This is a genomic window from Microvirga ossetica (assembly GCF_002741015.1).
In the GTDB taxonomy this organism is placed as follows: domain Bacteria; phylum Pseudomonadota; class Alphaproteobacteria; order Rhizobiales; family Beijerinckiaceae; genus Microvirga; species Microvirga ossetica.
Genome location: NZ_CP016616.1, coordinates 1,940,877 through 1,965,917, shown reverse-complemented (window position 1 = coordinate 1,965,917; position 25,041 = coordinate 1,940,877). Strand labels below are relative to the sequence as shown.

Sequence of the window (25,041 nt, the reverse complement as noted above, 5' to 3'; positions counted from 1 at the left end):
TAGAGCCGATCCAAGAGCGGGATTCGCCGAGAATTCTGCGGCCAAGGGGCTGTTGATGAACGAGAGCGTGAAACTGACCGATCTGCGCCAGGGCGTCCGCCCGGTGGACCACCCGCCTGCGAGGGCCGGGCGGATCGGCGTTCTTCTGATGAACCTGGGAACGCCGGAGGGCACCGGCTACTGGCCGATGCGGCGCTACCTGAAGGAGTTTCTCTCCGATCGGCGCGTCATCGAGACTCCGCGCCTCATCTGGTGGCCGATCCTCAACCTCATCATCCTCACCAAGCGCCCCGGCCCCAAGGGCCGCGATTACGCGTCGATCTGGAACAACGAGCGTGACGAGGGCCCACTCAAGACCATCACCCGCAACCAAGCCGAGAGGGTCGCCGAGCACCTGAGGACCGTCGCCGGTGACAGGGTCACTGTCGATTGGGCCATGCGCTACGGCAAGCCGGAGGTGCGCGAGCGTATCCAGGCCCTCCTCGATCAGGGTTGCGACCGCATTCTCCTGGTGCCGCTCTACCCGCAATACGCGGCTGCGACTTCGGCCACCGCCTGCGATCAGGCCTTCCGCGCGCTCATGGACATGCGCTGGCAGCCGAGCGTGCGCGTCTCGCCGCCCTACCACGACGATCCGGTCTATATCGACGCCCTCGTCGCTTCCATGAAGAAGGAGCTGGCGAAACTCACCTTCGAGCCGGAGGTCATCCTCGTCTCCTTCCACGGCGTGCCGAAGGAATACCTGCTCAAGGGCGATCCCTACCATTGCCAGTGCGTGAAGACCTGGCGCCTGATGCGCGAGGCCTTCGGCTGGCCCGAGGACAAGCTCCGCATGAGCTTCCAATCCCGCTTCGGCAAGGCGGAATGGCTGCAGCCCTACACGGACAAGACAGTGGAGGCTCTGGCTTCCAGCGGCGTGAAGCGCATGGCCATCGTCGCGCCAGGATTCTCGGCGGATTGCCTGGAGACCCTGGAAGAGCTCGACGTCGAGAACCGCGAGATCTTCATGCATCACGGCGGCGAGCAATTCGCCTATCTGCCCTGCCTCAACGACGGCGACGACGGCATGCGCGTCATCAATCATGTCGTCGAGCGCGAGCTTCAGGGGTGGATCTAGCAATCGCTAAAACTCACACCTCATCCTGAGGAGCCGCTGAAAGCGGCGTCTCGAAGGAGGGTCCAGAGAGCACTGGAACATCCTTCGAGACGGTCACTTCGTGACCTCCTCAGGATGAGGACAGAGGATTATCCAAGTAGCGAAGGACCGGCCATCGAGCTGACGATGCACCGCTCTAGGACGCGAAGCCTGTTTGCGTTAGCGTGAGCCCTCTGCAACGGGGTTGCCTGGGGGGCTCATGCCGCTGAGTGGTTTCGACATCTTCGTCATCGTCCTGGTCCTCGTCGTCATCGTGACGATCGCCATGGGCATCAGGACGGTCCCGCAGGGCTATGCCTATACGGTCGAGCGGTTCGGGCGCTATTCGCGCACGCTCACGCCGGGCCTCGGCCTGATCGTGCCCTATATCGATCAGATCGGGAAAAAGGTGAACGTCATGGAGCAGGTGCTCGACGTTCCGAGCCAGGAGGCCTTCACCCGGGACAATGCGGGCGTCACCATCGACGCGGCCGCCTTCTATCAAATCCTGGATGCCGCCAAGGCTTCCTATGAAGTCTCGAACCTGAACCAGGCGCTCCTGGTGCTGACGATGACCAATATCCGCACGGTCGTCGGCTCCATGGATCTCGACCAGCTTCTCTCCCATCGCGATGAGATCAACGAGCGGCTGCTGCGCGTCGTCGATGCCGCCGCCTCGCCCTGGGGCGCCAAGGTCACGCGCGTCGAGATCAAGGACATCCTCCCGCCGCAGGATCTCGCCGGCGCCATGGCGCGGCAGATGAAGGCCGAGCGCGAGAAGCGCGCCGCCGTGCTCGAGGCGGAAGGCCTGCGCCAGGCGGAGATCCTGCGCGCCGAGGGTCAGAAGCAGTCGCAGATCCTCGCTGCCGAAGGCCGCAAGGAAGCGGCCTTCCGCGATGCGGAGGCGCGCGAGCGGCAGGCGGAGGCCGAGGCCAGGGCCACCGGCATGGTCAGCGAGGCGATCACGAAGGGCGATCTCGCCGCGGCGAATTTCATCGTGGCGGAAAAATACATCGACGCGATCCGCGCTCTCGCCTCGGCGCCGAACCAGAAGGTGGTGATCGTGCCCATCGAGGCGGCCGGTCTTGCCGGAACGCTCGGCGGCATCGCGGAGCTGACCAGATCCGTGTTCGGCGAAGGTGGGGCGGGTCTCAACAAGCCCGCCCGCACTGTTCCTACGGTGACGGGAGGAAGTGAGCGTCCATGATCCAGAACGCTTTCATCAGCCTGGGAGCCTGGGCCTGGATCATCCTCGGCGTCGTCTTGATCGGCGTCGAACTGATCGCGCCGGGCTCGTTCTTCCTCTGGCTCGGATTAGCCGCCATCGTCACTGGGTTGCTGGATGCGGTTTTGGGTCTATCCTGGCAGACCGCGGCGCTTTTCTTCGCGCTGCTCTCGGTCGGAGCGGTCGTTCTGGGGCGGTTCGTCATGCGGTCCAAGACGCCGCCGGAGACCGATGCCGCCCCGCTCAACCAGCGCGGACAATCCCTGGTCGGGCGGGTCTTCACCCTCGAGGCACCAATCAAGGACGGCGAGGGCCGCATCCGTGTCGACGACAGCTCCTGGCGGGTGACGGGCGCCGACCGCTTCGCCGGCGCCAAGGTCAGGGTCGTGCGGGTCGAGGGAACGACCCTGGTGGTGGATGATCCGTGAGCATCCTGACAGTCTGGCTCGTAAATCTCTCCCCTCATCCTGAGGAGCCACGAAGTGGCGTCTCGAAGGAGAATCCAAGGCACACTGGAGACGCCCTCGTCCTTCGAGACGGCCTGACGGCCTCCTCAGGATGAGGGCTGTGTGGCAGACCTTCAGGCCGCGCCGGCGCGCAGCAGGTCGAGGTAATGCACGAGGCCGACGGGCCGGCCGTTCTCGACCACGATGAGGGCCGTGATCCGGGAGGCCTCTTCCATCTCAAGGGCGGTGGCGACCAGGGCGTCGGGCGCGATGGTGCGCGGGGTCTTGGTCATGATCGCCGTCACCGGCAGGGTCATGAGGTCCGGCGTCAGGTGGCGGCGCAGGTCGCCGTCGGTGACGATGCCGGCGAGCGTGCCGTCGGAATTGACCACGATCACGGCGCCGAAGCCCTTGCGGCCGATCTCGCCGATGGCTTCGTCCATGCGGGCTTCGAGTCCGACGACGGGAAGGCGCTCGCCGATATGCATGATGTCGCGCACGAGCTTGAGGCGGGCACCGAGCTTGCCGCCCGGATGAAACACCTTGAAATGCTCCGCCGTGAAGCCGCGCTTTTCGAGAAGAGCGACCGCGAGGGCGTCGCCGAGTGCGAGCTGGATCGTGGTCGAGGTGGTGGGGGCAAGCCCGTTGGGGCAGGCCTCCTTGGCCTTCGGCAGGGTCAGGCAGATGTCGGCGGCGCGTCCCAGGGTCGATTCCGCATTCGAGGTCAGCGCGATCAGCGGCACCCGGAAGCGCCGGGAATAGGCGATGATGTCGGCAAGCTCCGCCGTCTCGCCCGACCAGGACAGGGCGATGATCACGTCGTCGGTCTGGATCATGCCGAGATCGCCGTGGCTCGCCTCGGCCGGATGGACGTAGTGGGAAGGTGTGCCCGTCGAGGCGAAGGTGGCGGTGATCTTGCGGCCCACATGGCCCGACTTGCCCATCCCGGTGACGACGACCCGGCCCCTGGCCGCAGCCAGCGTTTCGACCGCGGCCGTAAAATAGGAGCCGAGGCCGTTGCCGATGGCCTCCATCAGGATCGTCAGGCCGTCCCGCTCGGTCTCGAGCGTGCGCAGGGCCGAGGCGATGGGGTCGGGTGAATGGGGAGCTTGTTGTGCAAGTGCCATGGCCGCCCTTTAGCATAAGCGGGCGGCCATGAGGAACCCTCTGGCGGAACCCTCGCGCTTGCTACTTCTGCCGCAGCAGGGCCTCGAGCTCGCGGCGGAAATCGGCCGAAAGCTCCTCGCGCTCCAGGGCATAGGCCACGTTGGCCATGAGGAAGCCGATCTTGGAGCCCGTGTCGTAGGTCTTGCCCTCGTACTTCATGCCGAAGAAGGGCTGCTCCTTCATCAGGCGGATCATCGAATCCGTCAGCTGGATCTCGTTGCCGGCGCCGCGCTCCTGGGTCGAGAGCAGGTCGAAGACCTGCGGCTGCAGGATGTAGCGTCCGGAGATGATGTAGTTCGACGGCGCAGTGCCCTTCGGCGGCTTCTCGACCATGCCGGTGATCTCGAAGGTCTGGCCGAATTCCTGGCCAACCGAGACGATGCCGTATTGGTGCGTCTGGTCCGCGGGCACCTCCTCGACGGCGATGATGTTGCCGCCGTGCTTGTCGTAGGCTGCGATCATCTGCTCCATGGAGCGGCGGCTGAGCATGTCGGGCAGGATCACGGCGAAGGGCTCGTCGCCGACGAGCTCACGGGCGCACCAGACTGCATGGCCCAGGCCGAGCGGCTCCTGCTGGCGGGTGAAGCTCGTCTGCCCGGCCTTCGGCTGATCCTTGGCCAGAAGCTCGAGTTCCTTGGTCTTGCTGCGGCCTTCGAGCGTGCGGTTGAGCTCGTAGGCGATGTCGAAATGGTCCTCGATCACTGCCTTGTTGCGGCCGGTGACGAAGATGAAGTGCTCGATCCCGGCGGCGCGCGCCTCATCGACCACGTGTTGCACGACGGGGCGGTCGACGACGCACAGCATCTCCTTGGGGACAGCCTTGGTTGCCGGCAGGAACCGGGTGCCGAGACCGGCGACGGGCAGAACTGCTTTGCGGATACGCTTCATTGATGGGGCCATGATTGAGCATTGGAAAGGAAGGGTAATCTAAGCCAGGACCTGGAAAAGAAAACCGGTAAAGGTCAAGCTTCGGCCGCCTGAATTGCGGCTGAACGGTTCCGGTTAAGCTGTCAACAACGGCGCTTTTGAGGAGATGGACGGGCCGATCGGCGAAGGCTGCGTCTCATCGGGCGCGAGATCGGGAGGAGCGGCGCATAACGCCGCACGCGCAACAAGGTATCTGTCAACCGCGTGTTAACCTGCTTAGTGTCGCAATAGCAGAACAGATCTGTCCTGTTTCCGTGAGCGACTTTCATGCGCCAGAAGCTGTCCCTGATGCGCCGCCTCTCCGGCGCACTCCTTCTCGGTCTGAGCTTCACCGCCGGCGTGGCGGCAGCCTCGGCACCCGTCCTGGCGCAGGACGTCTCCGAGGCCGGGTTCCAGCGCTTCGTACAGGGGCTCTGGCCGGCGGCCAAGGCGCGCGGCGTGTCGCGGGCGACCTTCGAGGAAGCCTTCCGCGGCGTCGAGCCCGACGCCAAGATCATCGCGCTCACGAAGAAGCAGTCGGAGTTCGTCCGGCCGATCTGGGACTACATCAACGGCGCCATTTCGGCCCAGCGCCTGAAGCGCGGCCAGGAGGTGGCTGCCGAATGGTCGAAGACGCTGGCCGCCGTCGAGCGCACCTATGGGGTGCCGCGCCAGGTGGTGCTCGGCGTCTGGGGCATGGAGACCAATTTCGGCAGCTTCACCGGCTCGATCTACGCGGTGCGGGCGCTCGCAACGCTGGCCTATACCGGCTACCGCGGCGATTTCTTCAAGGAGGAGCTGCTCACCGCGCTCCAGATCCTGGAAGGGGAGCATATCGACCGCTCCAAGATGCTGGGCTCCTGGGCCGGCGCCATGGGGCAGACCCAGTTCATGCCTTCGAGCTTCATGAAATTCGCCGTCGACGGCAACCGCGACGGGGTGCGGGACATCTGGTCGTCGGTTCCCGACGCCATGGCCTCGACCGCCAATTACCTGCGCCAGCACGGCTGGCAACCGGGCCTGCCCTGGGGTTTTGAGGTGGCGCTGCCGAAAGGCTTCGACTTCCGCCACCTGAAGCAGGATTTCGCCCGCTGGCAGGCGGTGGGACTGCGCCGCATCGACGGCAAGGCCATGCCGCGCGCGGGCGAGGCCAGCCTGTTCCTGCCGGGCGGCGCCGACGGACCGGCCTTCCTGGTCACCCGCAACTACGATGTGATCAAGGCCTACAATTCCTCCGATGCCTATGCCATGGGCGTCGCCCATCTCGGCGACCGGCTCCTCGGCGGGCTGCCGATCCAGGGGGCATGGCCCAAGGATCGGCCGATGCTGGACAGAGATCAGAGCCAGGAATTGCAGGAGCGCCTCGCCGGCCTCGGCTATTATGAGGGCACCGCGGACGGCAAGCTCGGGTCCAAGACCCGGGAGGCCGTGCGGAACTTCCAGCTCAGGCGCGGCTTGATCCCCGACGGCTATGCCGATTATGCGGTCCTGCGGGAATTGCGCGCCACCCGCTGACGGAGTTCCCCAAAGGCTCTATAATCGAGGCTGGTCCGCCCTGCATGGAACCGCCTATGACCCTGATGCCGAACCTCCGCCGACTGATGCTGGCTGTGCTGCTCGCAAGCCTGGGAAGCGGCGCGGCCCTGGCTCAGTCGGGCTACTACCCGCAACAGCAGCAACAACAGCAGCCGCGGCGCGATCTGCGGGCTTATCCGCCCGGCTATTATCCCGGAAAGCTCGTGCAGCCGGCGCAGCCCCAGCAGGGATTCAGCCTGAGGCGCTTCCTCGGCGTTCAGGACACTCCGCCGCCCGTCGTGCAGGCGCCCGTCGTGCGGCCTCGCAGGACCGCTCCGCCGACGGCAGCCGTCGCGAAACAGGAGAAGCCGAAGGTCGATCCCAGCACCCATGTGGTGGTGTTCGGCGATTCGCTGGCAGGCTTCGCCCGCCAGGGACTCGATGCGCATTTCGCCGAGAACCAGGACGTGGAGGTGGTCGCGAAGGTGCGCGGCGATGTCAGCCTCGTGCGCGCCGATCCGGCCGACTGGCCGAATTTCGTCAAGGCGACCCTCGATGGCGGACAGAAGACCTCTGTCGCCGTCGTGATGCTCGGGACGAGCGACCGGCAGTCGATCCGGGAGGGCGACGAGACGATCGAGCCCCTGTCGGACCGCTGGAAGGACCTCTACCGGAAGCGGGTCGACGCGATCGCGACCGTTTTCAAGGAGCGCCGGATCCCCGTGGTCTGGATCGGCCTGCCGCCGATGAAGAACAGCAAGATCTCAGACGACCTCGTCGCCATGAACGAGATCTACAAGGAGAGCGTCCAGCGCAACGGCGGCGCCTATGTGGATATCTGGCCGGGCTTCGTCGACGATGAGAACCGCTACACGCCGGACGGCCCCGATGTGGACGGCGAGCCCGCCAAGCTGCGCACCAACGAGGGCATTTTCTTCACCCGGGCCGGATCGCGGAAGGTCGCCTTCTTCGCCGACACGGAGATCAAGCGGATTCTCGGGCAGGGCGGAACGGCCACGGCTGCGGTCCCCCCGGCGAACATCACGCCCGCGGATGGCTCGGCCACACCGTCCATCGAGGCGGCGATTCCAGCTCCGCCGGACGCCGCTGCACCGGTGACTCTGCCGTCGAAGCCGCTCGTGGGGCCGGTCCTGCCGCTGACCCGACAGGACGTGACGCCCGGCGGAACGCTGGTGACGGCGCCGCCCAAGCTCACCGGGGACAATGCCTATCCGATCCAGCGCGCCTTGAGGGCCGGGATCGTGCCCGGCTCGCGGCCCGGCCGGGCCGACGATTTCCGCTGGCCCAATCCTTGAGTTCAGCACCAAAGCCAATACAGGGCGCGACGTCTTTTCCCTCCCCCTTGTGGGGAGGGCCAGGGTGGGGGTGTCGGCGCCATGCCTTCATAGGCTAGCGCTCACACCCCCACCTCCAACTCCTCCCCACAAGGGGGAGGAGGGCACATTGCGAGATCAGCTCTTCTCACCTCGATCTTACGCCGGCAGGATGCTGGAGCCCGTCAGGAAGATATCGATGGAGCGGGCGGCCTGACGGCCTTCGCGGATGGCCCAGACCACCAGGGACTGGCCGCGGCGCATGTCGCCGGCCACGAACACCTTCTCGCTCGACGTGCGATAGCTCCTGTCGTCGGCGACCACGTTGCCGCGCCGATCCATGGCGACGCCCGATTCCTCCAGCAGCCCCGCCTTGACCGAGCCGGCAAAGCCGATGGCGAGGAAGACGAGATCGGCCTTGAGGATGAATTCCGAGCCGGGAATCGGCTGGCGCTTCTCGTCGACCCGGGCGCAGAGCACGCCGGAGACGCGGCCCTTCTTGCCCTCGATGCCGAGCGTCGCCGCCTGGAACTCGCGCTCGGCGCCTTCCGCCTGGGATGAGGAGGTGCGCATCTTGGTCGGCCAATAGGGCCACACCGTCAGCTTGTCCTCCCGCTCGGGGGGCTTCGGACGAATGTCGAGCTGGGTCACGGAGAGCGCGCCCTGGCGGAAGGCCGTGCCGACGCAGTCGGAGGCCGTGTCGCCGCCGCCGATCACCACCACATGCTTGCCGCTCGCGAGAATCGGATCGTCGGTGACCTCCTCGCTGCCCATGCGCTGGTTGGCCTGGGTGAGATAGGGCATCGCGTAATAGACGCCTGCGAGATCCTGGCCGGGCAGGTTCGGGTTGCGCGGATCCTCCGCGCCGCCGGCGAAGAGCACCGCTTCGAACTCGTTGTGGAGCGAGGCGAAGCTCTTGTCGACGCCGACATTCACGCCGCAATGGAAGACCACGCCCTCGGCCTCCATCTGCTTCACGCGCCGGTCGATGTGGTACTTCTCCATCTTGAAGTCCGGGATGCCGTAGCGCAGCAGCCCGCCGGGCTTGGCCTGGCGCTCGAACACATGCACCTCGTGGCCCGCGCGGGCGAGCTGCTGGGCCGCCGCGAGGCCGGCAGGGCCCGAGCCGATGACCGCGACGCGCTTGCCGGTCGAAACTTCTGCGGGCTCGGGCTTGATGAAGCCCATCTCCCAGGCCTTGTCGGCGATGGCCTGCTCGATGGTCTTGATGGTGACCGGCTGGTTCTCGAGGTTGAGCGTGCACGCCTCCTCGCACGGAGCCGGGCAGATGCGGCCGGTGAATTCCGGGAAGTTGTTGGTGGTGTGGAGATTGCGCGCGGCCTCCTCCCAGTCGTCGGACCAGACGAGATCGTTCCAGTCCGGGATCTGGTTGTGCACCGGGCATCCCGTCGGCCCGTGGCAGAAGGGGATGCCGCAATCCATGCAGCGCCCCGCCTGCTTCTTCAGATCGTTGTCGTCGAGCGGCAGCGTGAACTCGCGGAAATGGCGCACGCGTTCTCCGGCGAGCTGATACTTCTGCTCCTGCCGGTCGTATTCGAGAAAGCCTGTGACCTTGCCCATGGGTTTGCCCTAAAATCCTTATTCCGCTGCCTGCAGGGTCCGGAGACGATCCATCTCCTGGAGCGCACGGCGATACTCGACCGGCATGACCTTCACGAACTTGGTGCGATAGGTCGTCCAGTTGTCGAGGATCTCCTTGGCGCGCGTCGAGCCCGTATAGGTGTGATGGTTGGTGATGAGCTGCATCAGGCGCTCTTCATCGGGGCCGGACATGTTGGCCATGATGTCGATGCGGCCCTTGGTCTCCAGATCGCCGCCGTGATGGTGGAGGCGGCGCATCAGGTCCTCTTCCTCCTCGACGGGCTCGAGATCGACCATGGACAGGTTGCAGCGCTTCGTGAACGTGCCGTCCTCGTCGAGCACATAGGCGATGCCGCCCGACATGCCCGCCGCGAAGTTGCGGCCGGTCTGACCGAGCACGACCACGAGCCCGCCGGTCATGTATTCGCAGCCGTGATCGCCCGTGCCCTCGACCACCGCGATGGCGCCCGAGTTGCGCACGGCGAAGCGCTCGCCTGCGACGCCGCGGAAATACGCCTCGCCGGCGATCGCGCCGTACATCACCGTGTTGCCGACGACGATGGAATTCTCAGGCAGAGCCTTCGAGGCAGACGACGGCGCGATGATGATCTTGCCGCCCGAGAGGCCCTTGCCGACATAATCGTTGGCTTCGCCTTCGAGGTTGAGCGTCACGCCCGCCGCCAGCCACGCGCCGAAACTTTGGCCCGCGGTGCCCTTCAGCTTCACGGTGATCGTGTCGTCGGGCAGGCCTTCGTGGCCATAGCGCTTGGCGACCTCGCCGGAGAGCATGGCGCCCACCGTGCGGTCGGAGCTTTTCACCTTCGACTCGATGGTGACGGCGTCGCCGTTCTCCAGTGCGGAACCTGCCTGCGCGATGAACGCGCGGTCGAGCACCTTGGCGATGGGATGAACCTGACGCTCCTGGTGACGGATCTCGACATTCGGGCCTGCCTCCGGCTTGTGGAAGAGCTTGGTGAAATCGAGACCCTTCGCCTTCCAGTGGTCGATGGCCGCATTCTTGTCGAGGAGATCGGACTGGCCGATCATTTCGTCGAAGGTACGGAAGCCCATCTCCGCCATCAGCTCGCGCACTTCCTCGGCGACGAAGAAGAAGTAGTTGACGACGTGCTCAGGGAGTCCCTTGAAGCGCTTGCGCAGCACCGGGTCCTGCGTGGCGACGCCGACAGGGCAGGTGTTGAGATGGCACTTGCGCATCATGATGCAGCCGGCTGCGATCAGCGGTGCGGTCGAGAAGCCGTATTCGTCGGCGCCGAGCAAAGCTGCGATCACGACGTCGCGGCCCGTGCGAAGGCCACCGTCGGCCTGCAAGGCCACGCGGCCGCGCAGACGGTTGAGCACGAGTGTCTGCTGGGTCTCGGCGAGGCCGATCTCCCAGGGCGAGCCGGCATGCTTCAGAGAGGTGAGGGGAGAAGCGCCCGTGCCGCCCTCGAAGCCCGAAATCGTGATGTGGTCGGCGCGCGCCTTGGCAACGCCCGCCGCCACCGTGCCGACGCCGACTTCCGCGACGAGCTTCACCGACACATCGGCCGCAGGGTTCACGTTCTTTAGGTCGAAGATCAGCTGCGCCAGATCCTCGATGGAATAGATGTCGTGGTGCGGCGGCGGCGAGATCAGGCCGACACCGGGGGTCGAGTGGCGCACGCGGGCGATCTTCGCATCGACCTTGTGGCCGGGCAGCTGGCCGCCTTCGCCGGGCTTGGCGCCCTGCGCCACCTTGATCTGCATCATGTCGGCATTGACGAGATATTCCGTCGTCACGCCGAAGCGGCCCGAGGCCACCTGCTTGATGGCGGAACGCTTCGACATGCCGTTCGGCAGCACGCGGAAGCGCTCGGGCTCCTCGCCGCCCTCGCCGGTGTTGGACTTGCCGCCGATGGAGTTCATGGCGAGCGCCAGGGTCTCGTGCGCTTCCTTCGAGATCGAGCCGAAGGACATGGCACCGGTGGAGAAGCGCTTCACGATCTCCTGCGCGGACTCGACCTCGCTCACGTCGACGGGCGCACGGCCCGCTTCCTCGGCGTTCCTGATGCGGAAGAGGCCGCGGATGGTCTTGAGCTCGTTGTCCTGCTCGTTCACGAGGCGCGCAAACTCGCGGTAGCGCTCCTGTGCATTGAGACGCACCGCATGCTGCAGCGTCGCGACCGTGTCCGGGTTCCAGGCATGCACCTCGCCGCGCTGGCGATAGGCGTATTCGCCGCCGATATCGAGCGCATTGCGATAGATCGGCGCGTCGCCGAAGGCGTCGCGGTGACGGCGTACGTTCTCCTCCGCCACCTCGTCCATGCCGATGCCTTCGATGGTGGTCGCCGTGCCGAAGAAGTCGCGGGACACGAACTCGGTCTTGAGGCCGACCGCATCGAAGATCTGCGCGCCGCAATAGGATTGGTAGGTGGAGATGCCCATCTTGGACATCACCTTGAGCAGCCCCTTGCCGATGGACTTGATGTAGCGCTTGATCGCCTCGTCCGCGTCCACTTCCTCCGGCAGCTCGCCCGCCTCGAGCATCGCTTCGATGGTCTCGAAGGCGAGATAGGGATTGATCGCCTCCGCGCCGTAGCCGGCGAGACACGCAAAGTGATGGATCTCGCGCGGCTCGCCGCTCTCGATCACGAGGCCGACCGAGGTGCGAAGCCCTTTCCGGATCAGGTAGTTGTGCACGGCGGCAGTGGCGAGGAGCGCTGGGATCGGAATGCGGTCCGGTCCGACCATGCGGTCGGTGAGGATGATGATGTTGTAGCCGCCGTGCACCGCCGCTTCCGCGCGGTCGCAGAGGCGGTCGAGCGCGCCGTCGAGGGCGGAGGCGCCGAGTTCGGCATCATAGGTGATGTCGAGGGTCTTGGTGTCGAAGCGGTCCTCGAAATGGCCGATGCAACGGATCTTCTCCAGGTCCTCGTTGGTGAGGATCGGCTGGCGCACTTCCAGGCGCTTGCGACGCGAGGTGCCTTCGAGATCGAGAATGTTCGGGCGCGGGCCGATGAACGACACCAGGCTCATGACGAGCTCTTCGCGGATCGGGTCGATCGGCGGGTTCGTCACCTGGGCGAAGTTCTGCTTGAAATAGGTGTAGAGCAGCTTCGACTTGTCGGAGAGCGCGGAGATCGGCGTGTCCGATCCCATGGAGCCGACCGCCTCCTGGCCGGTGACGGCCATGGGCTGCATCAGGAGCTTGAGGTCTTCCGCGGTGTAGCCGAAGGCCTGCTGGCGGTCGAGGAGAGACACGTCCGTGCGCGACTCGCGCGCCTGCACGGGCTTCAAATCCTCCAGCACGATCTGCGTGCGCTTCAGCCATTCCTTGTAAGGGTGGGCGTTGGAAAGCTGCTGCTTGATCTCGTCGTCGGAGACGATGCGGCCTTCTTCCAGGTCGATGAGCAGCATCTTGCCCGGCTGCAGGCGCCACTTCTCGACGATCTTCTCTTCCGGGATCGGCAGCACGCCCATCTCGGAGGCGAGCACCACGAGGCCGTCGTCGGTCACGAGATAGCGCGCAGGCCGAAGGCCGTTGCGGTCGAGCGTCGCGCCGATCTGCTTGCCGTCGGTGAAGCACACGGCGGCGGGGCCGTCCCACGGCTCCATGAGGGCTGCGTGATATTCGTAGAACGCGCGCCGGTCGTCGTTCATGAGCGGGTTGCCGGCCCAGGCTTCCGGGATCAGCATCATCATGGCATGCGACAGCGAGTAGCCGCCGCGCACCAGGAATTCGAGCGCGTTGTCGAAGCAGGCGGTGTCGGACTGGCCCTCGTAGGAGATCGGCCAGAGCTTCGAGATGTCGTTGCCGAAGAGTTCGGAATCGACCGAGGCCTGGCGCGCGGCCATCCAGTTCACGTTGCCGCGCAGGGTGTTGATCTCGCCGTTATGCGCGACCATGCGGTAGGGATGCGCGAGCTGCCAGGTCGGGAAGGTGTTGGTGGCGAAGCGCTGGTGCACGAGGGCGATGGCGCTCTCGAAGCGCTCGTCCTGCAGGTCGAGATAATAGTCGCGCAGCTGCGTGACGAGCACCATGCCCTTGTAGACGACGGTGCGCGAGGACAGGCTGACCGGATAATAACCGGCCGTGCGCGGGTCCTTCATGTCGTAGACGGCGTTGGAGATGACCTTGCGGGCGAGAAAAAGGCGACGCTCGAAGATCTCCGGGTCGTCCATGCCCTTGCCTTTGCCGATGAAGATCTGGCGATGCTGCGGCTCGGTGGCCTTCACGCTCTCGCCGAGATCGCTCGAATCCACCGGCACCTCGCGCCAGCCGAGAACCTGCAGGCCCTCGTCGGCGATCGCCTTGGTGACGATCTCCTCGACGAGTTGGAAGCCCTCCGGATCGCGCGGCATGAACAGGTGGCCGACGCCGTACTGGCCTTCCTCGGGCAGCCAGATACCGACCTTGGCGCATTCGGCGGCGAAGAACTTATGCGGGATCTGGACCAGGATGCCGCAGCCGTCGCCCATCTTGGGGTCCGCGCCCACCGCGCCGCGATGGTCGAGGTTGTGCAGGATCGACAGGCCCTGCTCGACGATGTCGTGCGACTTGCGGTTCTTCATGTCGGCGATGAAGCCGACGCCGCAGGAATCCTGCTCGTTCGAGGGATCGTAGAGGCCCTGGGCCGGCGGCAGACCTGGATCGCGCACGAACCGGACTTTATCAGCCGTCGTGGCCGTGCGGCTTGGCACTTCGATTTCCAGGTTCTTGGTCGGCACGTTGCTCATGGCAATCCTCACATCCGAACGCGTCTTCTGAGCATCGGACCCAAAAGTGGACACCACTTTTGGGAGAAACCCGATGCTCCGTTTCTAACTGCGCATCGTGTGAACGGAAAACCGGGTCCACTTTTCCGCACGATGCGCGTTCATTTGAGGCGGCTTTTGGGCCTGCCGGATGATCGGATCGTCCGGAGTGCCCGCCGCTTCTTCAGGTTTTCGAGGGTTGGGTCCGGCAGGGGAGCCCGCACCTCGCGGGCACCTTGGGCTGTCGTCAGCCCAGAGTCGCCCGTTCCGCCCACGTTTTGCGGGCGGTGTTCGTGGTATCTCGTTTCGTTCGCGTCGCGCGAAGCATCAAGAAAACCCCAGGGCGAAAGACAGGGTGCAGGCACCCCAAAAGGGACAGCATCGCTGTCCTAATGAGGGCAAAGTGCCAGAGATCTCCGCACTGCACAAGAGGCTTTAGAAATAATTTAGACAAAAGTTACAAGCAGGCGACTCCGAATGTAACAAAAGCAGCTTTTTGGCCCCGGGGACGAAAGTCTCCGCCGATGGGTCAACGATCTTGACATGTTGCCTCATGGCCGCAGCAACGCCGCTTTTCCATAATGGAAGCATGGCAGCCGAGCCCGGAAGCCATTCCCCTTTCCGGGCCGATGGTCTACGAGACGGGACATGAATTTCGCGAGCGACAACATCGTCGGGGGCAGCGCCCCCGTTCTCCAGGCCATCCTCGACGCCAATGCGGGGACGATGACCGCCTACGGCAACGACGAGATCTCGAAGCGGGTCAGGGCGCGCTTCGACGAGATCTTCGAACGCGAGGTCTCCGTCTTCTTCGTCGCGACCGGGACGGCGGCCAATGCGCTCGCTCTCTCCGCTGCGGTGCCGCCCTATGGGCTCTGCGTCTGCCACCGGGAAGCCCACATCATCGACGACGAGTGCGGCGCGCCGGAATTCTTCATGCATGGGGCAAAGCTCGCCGGGCTGCCCGGAATCGGCGCCAAGCTGAAGCCCGAGGACATCGACGCCTATCTGCGCAGCCTGCCCAAGGCGGTAAAGCAGATGCCGCCGAAGGCGCTCTCGATCTCGCAGGTGAGCGAGTGCGGCATGGTCTACGGGCTCGACGAGATCGAATCCTTCGGCCAGGTCTGCCGCGAGCACGGCATGGCCTTCCACATGGACGGCGCCCGCTTCGTCAACGCGCTCGTATCTCTCGGCTGCAGCCCCGCCGAGATGACCTGGAAGCGGGGTGTCGACATCCTCTCCTTCGGCGCCACCAAGAACGGCGGCCTGATGGCGGAGGCCATCGTGGTGTTCCGGCCCGATCTGGCGGAATCGCTCGGCTATCGCTCCAAGCGCGCCGGCCAGATCATTTCCAAGGGCCGCCTCATCGCGGCGCAGTTCGAGGGCTATTTCGGAAACGATCACTGGCTCGACAATGCGCGCCATGCCAATCGCATGGCGCAGACGCTCTCGGAGGGGCTTGTCCGCCTTCCCGGCGTCAGGCTCGCGTGGCCGAGGGAAGCGAACGAGGTGTTCCCGATCATCCCCAAGACCCTGGACGGAGCACTGAAAGCCGCGGGCATTCATTACAATCCCTGGACGGAGCTGAGCCTGCCCGAGACCGAGCGGGTGGCGGATCACGAGATCTTGATCCGCCTCGTTACCTCCTGGGCCACCCGTGAGGACGATGTGCAGAGGCTGCTGCAGGCTGCCTCTTCGGGGGCATCGCGCGAAGCCGCCGAGTGATCTGCCCTAACCCTGCCGCAATCACCCGCGATTGATCATCCCCAGAGACCCTTGACCCAACCAACGGGGCCCCTCCAGCCCCAGCGGGACTTTCAAGGACCAGGATCCAGAATCAAAAAAGCGCCCCGGCATGTACCGGGGCGCTCTTCGTTTGGGGATCGGTTTGAGAGGCTGTTACGCAGCCTGCTTGGCTTCGATGGTCTGAGGGCCGCTCGAGGAAATCGGGATGAGCTTCGGCTTCTTGGCCTCGGGGATCTCCCGCACGAGGTCGAGATGAAGCAGGCCGTTCTCGAGGGCCGCGCCCACCACCTGCACGCCGTCGGCGAGCTGGAACCGCCGGTCGAAGCTGCGGGCGGCGATGCCCTGATGCAGAACGTCGACTTTGCGCTCTTCGGAAGGCTGGCGCTCACCGCGGACCGAGAGGGTGTTTTCCTTGACCTCGATGGTCAGGTCGCGATCGGTGAAGCCGGCAACCGCGATCGAGATGCGATAGGCATTCTCGCCGGTGCGCTCGATGTTGTAGGGCGGGTAGCTCGGGGCCGCATCGACGCTGACGAGCTGGTCGAGCATCGAGAAGAGACGGTCGAAGCCGACCGTGTTGCGGTAGAGGGGAGCAAGATCGTACTGACGCATGGCATATCCTCCGATAGAAGCAACATGCAGAATGGATCCACCTGGCAGAGGCTGGATCCCGGTTAGCGTGCCGCCGTCATGGCCGGCACGAGCTCGATTTGGGATGTGGCGCGATGCCTGTCAAGAGCCTCGTTCCCCAAGACGTAACTGTCCTATATTGAGGGGCAGTTCCTCGATCCTGGATCCTCCCGTGGACTTCATCGCGACCCCCGACAACCCCGTACCCGGCGATCCCACCCTGGTGAGCGTCACGACCCGCGACGGTATTCCGCTCCGCGCCGCCTATTGGATGCCCGAGACGGAGGCGCCGCAGGGGACGGTCTGCGTCCTGCAGGGCAGAGCGGAGTTCATCGAGAAGTATTTCGAGACGGTGGGCGAACTGCTCGACCGGGGCTTTGCCGTCGTCGCCTTCGACTGGCGCGGGCAGGGCCTGTCGGGCCGGCAGGTGAGCAACCGGCGCAAGGGCCATGTCCGGCGCTTTTCCGATTACCGGCACGACCTGGAAGCGATCCGCGACCAGATCCTGGTGCCGCACATGCCCGAGCCGCATTTCGGTCTCGCCCATTCCATGGGCGGCGCCATTGCCCTGAACGCGGCCTACGAGACCTGGCTGCCCTTCCGCCGCCTCGTGACCACGACGCCGATGATCGCCCTGTGCATCATCAAGCGCACGCGGGCTTCCGCCTTTGTGGCGCGGATCCTGCGCTTTCTCGGGATGGGCGGCATGTTCGTCCCCGGCGGCGGCGAGACATCGATTTCCACCCTGCCGTTCAAGGGCAACCGGCTGACCGGCGATCCTAAGCGCTACGCCCGCAACGCCGAAGTCGCCCATGCCATCGGCGCAGGTGCCATCGGCGCTCCGACGGTCGCCTGGCTCGACGGCGCCTTCCGCCTCATGAAGCGCTTCGCCGATCCGCGCTATGCCATCAAGATCCGACTGCCGACGCTCATCGTGGCGGCCGGTGCCGATCCGGTCTGCGCCACGCCGGCGACCGAGCGCTTCGCCGCCCGCCTGAAGGCCGGCTCGGTGATCGTCATCCCGGGCGCCCGGCACGAGATCCTGATGGAGCGCGATGCGATCCGGGAGCAGTTCTGGGCGGCCTTCGACGCCTTCGTTCCCGGCACGCCCGATCCGGTTCCGGGGGCACGCCGGGATCTGGCGGCAGTAGGGTTAGCGGCTGAGCAGCTCGATGGCGGCGGCATGGACCCGGCGGTCGCCCGCAGCGACGATGCGCCCGCCATCGGCCGCTGAACCGCCCTCCCAGGTGGTGACGATGCCGCCGGCGCCCTCGATGATCGGCACCAGGGCGGCGATGTCGTAGGGCTTGAGGCCGGATTCGACCACGAGGTCGATATGGCCGGCCGCCACCATGCAATAGGCATAGCAATCGCAGCCGTAGCGGGCGAGCCGCGCGACGCTCTCGACCCGGTCATAGGCGCGCAGCTCGTCGCCGGCGAAGATCCGCGGGCTGGTGGTGGAAATCACTGCATCCTTGAGCGAGGCGCAGCGGCGCGTCCTGAGCTTGCGCTCGCCGCCCGGCCCCCGATAGGTCGCGCTGCCCCCGTCGCCGAAGAAGCGTTCGCTGGTAAAGGGCTGATGCATCATGCCGAAGACCGGCTGGCGCTTGTAGGTCAGCCCGATCAGGGTGCCCCAGGTGGGCAGGCCGGCGATGAAGGCCCGCGTGCCGTCGATGGGATCGAGCACCCAGACATAGTCCGCATCCGCGTTCTCGGCGCCGAATTCCTCGCCGACGATGCCGTGGGTCGGGAAGCTGCGCTTGATGAGATGGCGCATGGTCGCCTCGCCCGCCCGGTCGGCCTCGGTGACCGGGTCAAACGCGCCGCCGCGGGACTTGTCCTCCGTGGCGATGGCGGTGCGGAAGAAGGGAAGGATCGCTTGGCCTGATTGGGTTGCGAGCTCGTTGACGAAATGCGTGAAGTCGATGAGCCCCATGATGTGCGAATCCCCTGAAGTCTAATGCGGGCGGCCTTGGCCCGCCTGCCATGAGCTTTTATCAAGCGCTTGGCGTGCGGCAAGAGAGCGGCGCCGGAATGCCGTCCGAAAAGACCTGGAAGAAGACCCGAAGGACCATGAGCCGATGAATGTTGCGCCCAAGCTTGGCTCCACCCGCTCCGAGGCGGCTCTCGTCCTCGTCGCAGCGCTCGTGTCGATCTATGCGATCAGCCAGTTCCTGCGCAATTCCATCGGCGTCATCGCCAACGATCTGGCCCGCGAGCTCGATCTCACGGCCACCCAGACGGGACTTCTGTCGAGCGCTTTCTTCTTCGCCTTCGCAGCGGTCCAGATCCCCATCGGCATCCTGATCGACCGCTACGGGCCCAAGCGCACGATGCTGGGGACCGCCGTGCTGACGGTTCTCGGCACAATCCTGTTCGCGCTGGCGTCTTCCGCCTCCATCCTCATTGCGGCGCGGGTGCTGATGGGGCTCGGCTGCTCCACCTTCTTCATGGCGCCGCTGGTCATTTATGCCCGCCGGTTTCCGCCGGAACGCTTCGCGAGCCTCACCAGCCTGCAGATGGGCCTGGCCAATATCGGGACGCTTGCCGCGACCGCGCCGCTCGCGGCCTCGGCTGCCGCTTTCGGCTGGAGGGCGTCATTTCTCGCGGTGGCCGTTCTGACAATCGTCATCGCGTTCGCGATCGCCTTTCTCGTGCCCCGGGATTCCGGCTCGGGAAAGCCGAAGGAAACCTGGGCGGCCACCTTCCAGGGCGTGGCCGAGGCCCTGAAGGTGCGCTCCTTCTGGCCGGTCTTCTTCATGCACCTGACCACCTATGGCTGCTTCGCCTCCGTCATCGGGCTCTGGGGCGGGCCATGGCTGTCGGACGTGCACGGAGCCGATCTCGGAACGCGGGGCCGGATCCTGCTGCTCGGGGCGACGGCGCAGATCTGCGGCATGCTTCTCTGGGGAGCGATGGACCGCTTCTGGCTGAGCTACAAGAAGCCTGTCCTGATCGGCAGCACCGCCACGATCCTGCTTCTCGTCATCCTGGTGACGATGCCGATCGACCGGACCTCCGCCACGGTCTGGTTCCCGCTGTTCGGTCTCAGCGTCGCCTATACGCCGATCCTCACCAGCCATGGAAAGTCGCTGTTCCCGGCGGCGCTCACGGGGCGCGGGATCACGCTCATGAATATCGGCACCATGGGCGGTGCCTTCCTGTCCCAGAGCGTGACGGGAATGCTGATCGACTTGATGGGGCGCTCCGACCAGGGACTCTATCGTCCCGAGGGCTACCGCCTCGTTTTCGCGGCGTTGGCTGGCTGGCTTCTGCTCAGCCTTGCGTTTTACGTCAGAGCTATTGACCCGCATCCGGGGAGGCATGCATTAAAGGCATAAGAAATTCGAACGATTGGCCTTGCAATTTGTGCGATGCGGTGTAATTATTGCAGTGCGATATGGCGATGGCGTCGCCTTATCGTAGCCCTTCGTGGGCGTTTCCTCCCTAAACTTCGGGCCGCTGGCAACAGTGGCCTTTTTTCTTGTCTGGATCAGATCGGCGTAAAGCTGACCGGCCTTCCGGGCCGCGCTCGGGCTCACTCGGCTGCGATCGGCCTGGTCACCCATTCACCGTCGATATCGGAAATCACCTGGGTGAAGGCGCGGGACAAGTCTTCCGCCAGCACGGCGAAGGCAGGCTTCTTCTGCATGCTGCGCTCGTCCATGTAGAGCGAGCGGTTGATCTCGATCTGGAGCGCATGCCGCCCGAGGGCCGGCTCGCCGTAATGTTCGGTGATGAAGCCGCCCGCATAGGGTTTGTTGCGGATCACCGTGTAGCCGCGGCCGCGCAGGGCCGCTTCCACCAGATCGATCAGCAGGGTGGCGCAGCTCGTCCCGTAGCGGTCCCCCAGCACGATATCGGCCTTGGTCCCGTCCTCGCGGCTGACGCTCGATGACGGCATGGAATGGCAGTCGATCAGGACGGCGTGCCCAAAGATCTGGGCCGTGCGGCGAACGAGAAGGCGAAGCGCCCGGTGATAGGGCTTGTAGAGCCATTCGATCCGGTGCAGCGCCTCGTCGACGGGAAGGCGGGAGCGATAGATCTCCTGCCCATCGGCGACGATCCGCGGGACCGTGCCGAGCCCGCCGGCCACGCGCATCGAGCGCGTGTTGGCGAAGGGCGGCAGGCGGCCGTCGAACATGCGCGAGTCGAGTTCGTAGGGCTCCCGGTTGAGGTCCAGATAGGCGCGCGGAAAGCGGGCGGTCATGAGCGGCGCGCCCAGATCCGTCACCGCTCCAAACAGCTCGTCCACGAAGGCATCCTCGGAGCGCCGCAGAGCCATGGCGTCGAGCCGGGATGCGGCCAGGAAGGCGGCCGGATACACCGCACCCGCATGCGGCACGTTGAAGACGAAGGGGATCGTCTGCGCCGAAGGTTCGGTGACGGTGAAGGGAGGATCGAACTCGTCGACGATGGCTGGACGCATCAGGATATTGGTTGTTTTGGAGACGAAGCAGGTGCTCGGATCAGTGTAAGGATGGGCATTCCACTGTCCATGACAATATCGTAGCAAAGCTGCGTCGTTCTTTCACGGCTTGTTTACCCCGATCCCTCATGAAGGTGTGAAACCTTTCGCCACGATTCGGGGCTGGCAACCGATGAAGATCCTTCTCGCAGAAGACGACAACGACATGCGCCGCTTCCTCGTGAAGGCGCTGGAGAACGCGGGCTACGACGTCGCCTCGTTCGATAACGGTCTTTCCGCCTATAACCGCTTGCGCGAGGAGCCTTTCGAGCTCCTCCTGACGGATATCGTCATGCCGGAAATGGACGGCATCGAGCTGGCCCGCAAGGCCACCGAGCTCGATCCGGACATCAAGGTGATGTTCATCACGGGCTTCGCCGCCGTCGCCCTCAACCCGGATTCCCAGGCTCCGCGGGATGCCAAGGTGCTGTCGAAGCCGTTCCATCTGCGCGATCTGGTGAGCGAAGTCGATAAAATGATGGCCGCCTAAAAAAGGCCGGCCTCCAGGCTTGCGCCAGGGCCCGCTTGTGGGTATATCGCCCCCACAGCCGAAGCGGGACGTCAAAATCACCGTTTCCCGGGCGCGTAGCTCAGCGGGAGAGCACTACGTTGACATCGTAGGGGTCGCTGGTTCGATCCCAGCCGCGCCCACCATTTTCTTTTTCCGGCCTTCCCGAAGGGCCGCAGGAGACCGGATATGAAGATCCGTAACTCGTTGAAGTCGATCCGCGGCCGTCACCGCGACAACCAGCTGGTTCGTCGCAAGGGCCGAGTCTACATCATCAACAAGACCCAGAAGCGCTACAAGGCCCGCCAGGGCTGAGCTAGCGGGTGCGGCATCGCCGCACACGAGAAACTGAATTGACCGCGCATGCCGGGACCCTAAAATCCCGGCATGCGTTTTTTCGCGTGCCTGCTGGCCCTCACCCTCAGCCTTGCCGCCCTCCCGCTTCAGGCGCAGGAGCCCGCGCGTCCCAAGGATCCGAAGGAACAGGCCCCGCCTCCTCAGGCCCGCCCCCGCGCGTCCACCCTGGACGAGCTCTTCGAACGCTTGGGGAAAGCCCAGTCCGAGCGGGAGGCCGAAGGCGTCGCCTCCCTGATCGAGCGGCGCTTCGCCCGTTCCGGGTCGGATACGGCCGATCTTCTCCTGAGCCGGGCAGCCGAAGCCTACGGAAAGAAGGATTTCCCGCTCGCCGTCGAGTTGATCGACCGGGTCCTGGCGCTCCAGCCCAACTGGGCTGAGGCCTGGTACAAGCGGGCGACCGTGTTCTACCAGCTCGACGATTCGGTGGCCGCCATGGCCGACCTGCACCGGGCGCTCAAGATCGAGCCGCGGCATTTCAATGCCTGGACGGGCCTCGGCCATATCCTGATGGCATCCGACGACAAGGCGCGGGCCCTGCAGGCCTATCGCCGGGTTCTCACGATCAATCCGCAGATGTCCGACGTGAAGACCATCGTGGATCGCCTCAGCCCCGAGGTTGACGGCCAGGATCTCTAAATCCAGCTTGCGGGGATGCCCCTGCCGCTTCTCATTCTCCTCGCGCCCGCTCTGCTCCTTGCCCTGGGAGCCGCCTTCACCTTTGTCCACTCCCGCTGGATCGAGCGGCGCTATCCGCCGACCGGCCGGTTCGTCGAGGTCGAGGGCTGCAGGCTCCATTACCGGGAAGAAGGCCCCGAGCGCGACGCCGCGCGCGGCACCATCGTCCTTCTGCACGGCGCCTCGTCCAACCTCGTCGAATCCATGCTCGGTCTCGGCGCGCGCCTCTCGCAGCGCTACCGGGTCATCGCCCTCGACCGGCCGGGCCATGGCTGGAGCGAGCGCAAGCGGGGCTTAGGCGAGGCCGAGCCCGCCCGGCAGGCCGCGCTCCTCGCGGGCGCCTTGCGGCAGCTGGATGTGCGCAATGCCGTTATCGTCGGGCATTCCTGGTCGGGAATGATCGTCCCCCATCTCGCCCTCGATCATACCGATGTGACAGGGGCGATCCTCGTCCTATCCGGCATCACCTCGCCCTGGCCGGGCGGCACGATCGGCTGGTACCGGCGCCTGATCGATTCCCGGCCGGGCTGGCTGATGTTCCGCACCCTTGCCGTGCCGGTTCTTCTCATGCTCCGGCCATGGATGAAGAAAAAGACGTTCTGGCCGCAGGCGGCCCCTCGGGGCATCGTGAAGAAAGCCTTCATCCCGCTGGCCTTCCGGCCCAAAGCCTTCGAAGCCAACATGCAGGACTTCGCCGTCATGTATCACGCAGTCGTGGAGCAGAGCGTGCGCTACAGGGACATCCGGCTGCCGACGGTCGTGATCGCGGGCGACGAGGACCAGATCGTCTGGACCGATCTTCACAGCCGCTCCTTCGCCCGGGAGGTGCCGGGCGCCGAGCTGATCCTGATGCCGGGCATCGGCCACATGCCGCAATACGCCGACCGGGAGACGGTGCTGGCCGCCATCGAGGCCCTGGCCGGGCGGGTTGAGCCTGTGGATTCCCTCCCCCTTGCGGGGAGGGGTTAGGGGTGGGGGTGGTTCGACTGGGTACGAGATCTATCCAGTCCGGCGCTGTATCGACCTATAGCTCTCTGGAACAGACGCAGCGCTCTGACTTTCCGCCCCCCTTCATCCCTCCCCGCAAGGGGGAGGGATGAGCGAGTCTCGTCATGTCGACATGCAGGATGAAGGCGAGATTTGAAAGTCTCGCAATTTAAGCCTGAGCCGCGTGCTCCTGGCTGATGAAGGCGATGCGCACCATGTTGGTGGCGCCGGGCGTGCCGAAGGGCATGCCGGCCACGATGATGATGCGCTCGCCGACCGCGGAGTAGCCCTCGCGCAGGGCGAACTTGCAGGCGCGGAACGCCATGTCGTCGATGTCGCTCGCGTCCTTGGTGCGGATCGAGTGCACGCCCCAGACCAGCGCCAGCCTGCGGGCCGTGTTCTGGCTCGGCGTGAGCGCGATGACCGTCGAGTTCGGCCGCTCGCGGGCGATGCGGAAGGCGGTCGAGCCCGAGAAGGTCCAGGCCGCCACCGTCTTCAGGTTGAGCGTATCGGCGATCTGGTGCGAGGCAGCCGCAATCGCGTCCGAGCCCGTTGCCTCCGGCTCCGGATTGAGCGTGCGCATGATCGACCAGTAATTCTGGTCCTGCTCGACCTCTTCGGCGATCCGGTTCATGGTGGCGACCGCATCGATCGGGTACTGGCCCGAGGCGCTTTCGGCCGAGAGCATCACCGCATCGGCGCCGTCATACACGGCGGTCGCCACGTCAGAGACCTCCGCGCGGGTCGGCACCGGCGAGGTGATCATCGATTCCAGCATCTGGGTCGCCACCACCACGGGCTTGCCGAGCTGGCGCGCGGTGCGGACGATGCGCTTCTGGATGCCGGGCACCTTCTCGAGCGGCATCTCCACGCCGAGATCGCCGCGGGCGACCATGACGGCGTCGGAAATCTCGACGATCTCGTCGAGGCGCGCGATTGCCTGCGGCTTTTCGAGCTTGGACATGACGAGCGCCCGGCCGCGGGCGACCTTCTTCACTTCGGCCACGTCCTCGGGGCGCTGCACGAAGGAGAGGGCGATCCAATCGACGCCGGCATCGAGCGCCGCTTCGAGATCAGAGCGGTCCTTGTCGGTCATGGCGGCGACGGGGATCACCGTATCCGGCAGGCTCACGCCCTTGCGGTTGGAGATCTTGCCGGCGACTTCGACGATGGTGGTGGCCGAGCCCTCCTTCACGCTTTTCACGCGCAGCCGCAGCTTGCCGTCGTCGATGAGCACCGTATGGCCGGGCTCGAGCGAGGAGAGGATCTCGGGATGGGGCAGGTGCACGCGTTTTGCGTTGCCGGGCGTCTTGTCGGCATCGAGGATGAAGGTCTGTCCCGGTTCCAGCATGGCGCTGTCGCCCTCGAACATGTCGACGCGCAGCTTCGGCCCCTGCAAGTCGGCGAGGATGGCGATCGGGCGCTTGAACTTGGCCTCGACGGCGCGGATCATTTCGACCCGCTCCTTCAGGCGCTCGCGGGGCAAATGGCTCATGTTGAGGCGGAAGACGTCGGCGCCGGCCTGGAACAGCTTGGCGATCATCTCGGGGTTCTCGGAAGCCGGTCCCAAGGTTGCTAGAATCTTCGTGCGCCGCGCGCGTCTCAT

20 protein-coding genes and 1 tRNA gene are annotated in these 25,041 nt (G+C 65.3%); 13 read left to right on the top strand and 8 right to left on the bottom strand.

Annotation, left to right across the window (positions count from 1 at the left end; translation table 11 throughout):
• Nucleotides 1-55 precede the first annotated feature (55 nt).
• The 3 genes from hemH to BB934_RS09215 all read left to right on the top strand — a co-directional run bounded on the left by hemH (nt 56) and on the right by BB934_RS09215 (nt 2,788).
• Complete coding sequence (hemH, locus tag BB934_RS09225; RefSeq protein WP_099509365.1) at nt 56-1,117, top strand: ferrochelatase; 1,062 nt, start codon at nt 56-58, stop codon at nt 1,115-1,117.
• Between the two features lie 238 nt (nt 1,118-1,355).
• Nucleotides 1,356-2,342: an SPFH domain-containing protein gene (locus BB934_RS09220; RefSeq protein ID WP_099509364.1), complete on the top strand. Its 987-nt coding sequence runs from the start codon at nt 1,356-1,358 to the stop codon at nt 2,340-2,342.
• A complete protein-coding gene (locus tag BB934_RS09215; protein WP_099509363.1) occupies nt 2,339-2,788 on the top strand; it encodes an NfeD family protein in 450 nt (149 codons plus the stop codon). Before BB934_RS09220 ends, BB934_RS09215 begins: the two co-directional genes overlap by 4 nt.
• Before the next feature lie 152 nt (nt 2,789-2,940).
• Here BB934_RS09215 and BB934_RS09210 read toward each other — a convergent pair whose 3' ends face one another.
• Nucleotides 2,941-3,933 (bottom strand): KpsF/GutQ family sugar-phosphate isomerase, encoded by a 993-nt coding sequence (locus tag BB934_RS09210; RefSeq protein WP_099509362.1) that lies wholly within the window; start codon nt 3,931-3,933, stop codon nt 2,941-2,943.
• A 61-nt stretch (nt 3,934-3,994) separates the two neighbouring features.
• Nucleotides 3,995-4,861, bottom strand: coding sequence for a UTP--glucose-1-phosphate uridylyltransferase (locus BB934_RS09205; protein WP_099509361.1), 867 nt, complete (start codon nt 4,859-4,861; stop codon nt 3,995-3,997).
• Between the two features lie 306 nt (nt 4,862-5,167).
• Between BB934_RS09205 and BB934_RS09200 the strand changes: the two genes are divergently transcribed.
• The gene (locus BB934_RS09200) at nt 5,168-6,394 is read left to right on the top strand and encodes a lytic murein transglycosylase (protein WP_173909434.1); all 1,227 of its coding nucleotides are present in this window, start codon (nt 5,168-5,170) and stop codon (nt 6,392-6,394) included.
• A gap of 56 nt (nt 6,395-6,450) precedes the next feature.
• Nucleotides 6,451-7,710, top strand: coding sequence for an SGNH/GDSL hydrolase family protein (locus BB934_RS09195; protein WP_157934103.1), 1,260 nt, complete (start codon nt 6,451-6,453; stop codon nt 7,708-7,710).
• Nucleotides 7,711-7,887: 177 nt separating this feature from the next.
• On the opposite strand, the gene BB934_RS09190 is transcribed toward BB934_RS09195, so the two are convergent.
• Together BB934_RS09190 and gltB are read right to left on the bottom strand one after the other, a co-directional pair.
• Nucleotides 7,888-9,309, bottom strand: coding sequence for a glutamate synthase subunit beta (locus BB934_RS09190; protein WP_099509359.1), 1,422 nt, complete (start codon nt 9,307-9,309; stop codon nt 7,888-7,890).
• 18 nt (nt 9,310-9,327) lie between these two features.
• Nucleotides 9,328-14,046, bottom strand: a complete 4,719-nt coding sequence (gltB, locus tag BB934_RS09185; protein WP_099509358.1) for a glutamate synthase large subunit — start codon at nt 14,044-14,046, stop codon at nt 9,328-9,330.
• Between the two features lie 666 nt (nt 14,047-14,712).
• Here gltB and BB934_RS09180 point away from each other — a divergent pair.
• Nucleotides 14,713-15,789, top strand: coding sequence for a threonine aldolase family protein (locus BB934_RS09180; protein WP_099509357.1), 1,077 nt, complete (start codon nt 14,713-14,715; stop codon nt 15,787-15,789).
• Between the two features lie 174 nt (nt 15,790-15,963).
• On the opposite strand, the gene BB934_RS09175 is transcribed toward BB934_RS09180, so the two are convergent.
• Nucleotides 15,964-16,422, bottom strand: coding sequence for an Hsp20 family protein (locus BB934_RS09175; protein WP_099509356.1), 459 nt, complete (start codon nt 16,420-16,422; stop codon nt 15,964-15,966).
• Between the two features lie 190 nt (nt 16,423-16,612).
• Between BB934_RS09175 and BB934_RS09170 the strand changes: the two genes are divergently transcribed.
• Complete coding sequence (locus BB934_RS09170; protein ID WP_237050227.1) at nt 16,613-17,674, top strand: alpha/beta fold hydrolase; 1,062 nt, start codon at nt 16,613-16,615, stop codon at nt 17,672-17,674.
• Here the strand turns inward: BB934_RS09170 and hisN are convergent.
• On the bottom strand, nt 17,594-18,376 hold the full coding sequence (gene hisN / locus BB934_RS09165) for a histidinol-phosphatase (protein ID WP_099509354.1): 783 nt from the start codon (nt 18,374-18,376) through the stop codon (nt 17,594-17,596). The two genes, BB934_RS09170 and hisN, sit on opposite strands and share 81 nt — an antisense overlap.
• 145 nt (nt 18,377-18,521) lie before the next feature.
• Between hisN and BB934_RS09160 the strand changes: the two genes are divergently transcribed.
• On the top strand, nt 18,522-19,781 hold the full coding sequence (locus tag BB934_RS09160) for an MFS transporter (protein ID WP_099509353.1): 1,260 nt from the start codon (nt 18,522-18,524) through the stop codon (nt 19,779-19,781).
• A gap of 197 nt (nt 19,782-19,978) precedes the next feature.
• On the opposite strand, the gene BB934_RS09155 is transcribed toward BB934_RS09160, so the two are convergent.
• Entirely contained in the window at nt 19,979-20,869 is an 891-nt protein-coding gene (locus BB934_RS09155) for an N-formylglutamate amidohydrolase (RefSeq protein WP_099509352.1), read from the bottom strand.
• A 172-nt stretch (nt 20,870-21,041) separates the two neighbouring features.
• Between BB934_RS09155 and cpdR the strand changes: the two genes are divergently transcribed.
• The 5 genes from cpdR to BB934_RS09130 all read left to right on the top strand — a co-directional run bounded on the left by cpdR (nt 21,042) and on the right by BB934_RS09130 (nt 23,417).
• Complete coding sequence (gene cpdR, locus BB934_RS09150; RefSeq protein ID WP_099509351.1) at nt 21,042-21,398, top strand: cell cycle two-component system response regulator CpdR; 357 nt, start codon at nt 21,042-21,044, stop codon at nt 21,396-21,398.
• Nucleotides 21,399-21,487: 89 nt separating this feature from the next.
• Nucleotides 21,488-21,562 (top strand) — tRNA-Val (locus BB934_RS09145).
• Between the two features lie 43 nt (nt 21,563-21,605).
• On the top strand, nt 21,606-21,731 hold the full coding sequence (gene ykgO, locus BB934_RS09140; protein ID WP_009763379.1) for a type B 50S ribosomal protein L36: 126 nt from the start codon (nt 21,606-21,608) through the stop codon (nt 21,729-21,731).
• Between the two features lie 72 nt (nt 21,732-21,803).
• Nucleotides 21,804-22,409 carry a tetratricopeptide repeat protein gene (locus BB934_RS09135; protein WP_099509350.1) on the top strand — a complete coding sequence of 202 codons (606 nt, stop codon included), beginning with the start codon at nt 21,804-21,806 and terminating at the stop codon, nt 22,407-22,409.
• Between the two features lie 15 nt (nt 22,410-22,424).
• Nucleotides 22,425-23,417, top strand: coding sequence for an alpha/beta fold hydrolase (locus tag BB934_RS09130; RefSeq protein ID WP_099509349.1), 993 nt, complete (start codon nt 22,425-22,427; stop codon nt 23,415-23,417).
• 187 nt (nt 23,418-23,604) lie between these two features.
• Here the strand turns inward: BB934_RS09130 and pyk are convergent, their stop codons facing one another.
• Nucleotides 23,605-25,041, bottom strand: a complete 1,437-nt coding sequence (pyk, locus tag BB934_RS09125) for a pyruvate kinase (RefSeq protein WP_099512709.1) — start codon at nt 25,039-25,041, stop codon at nt 23,605-23,607.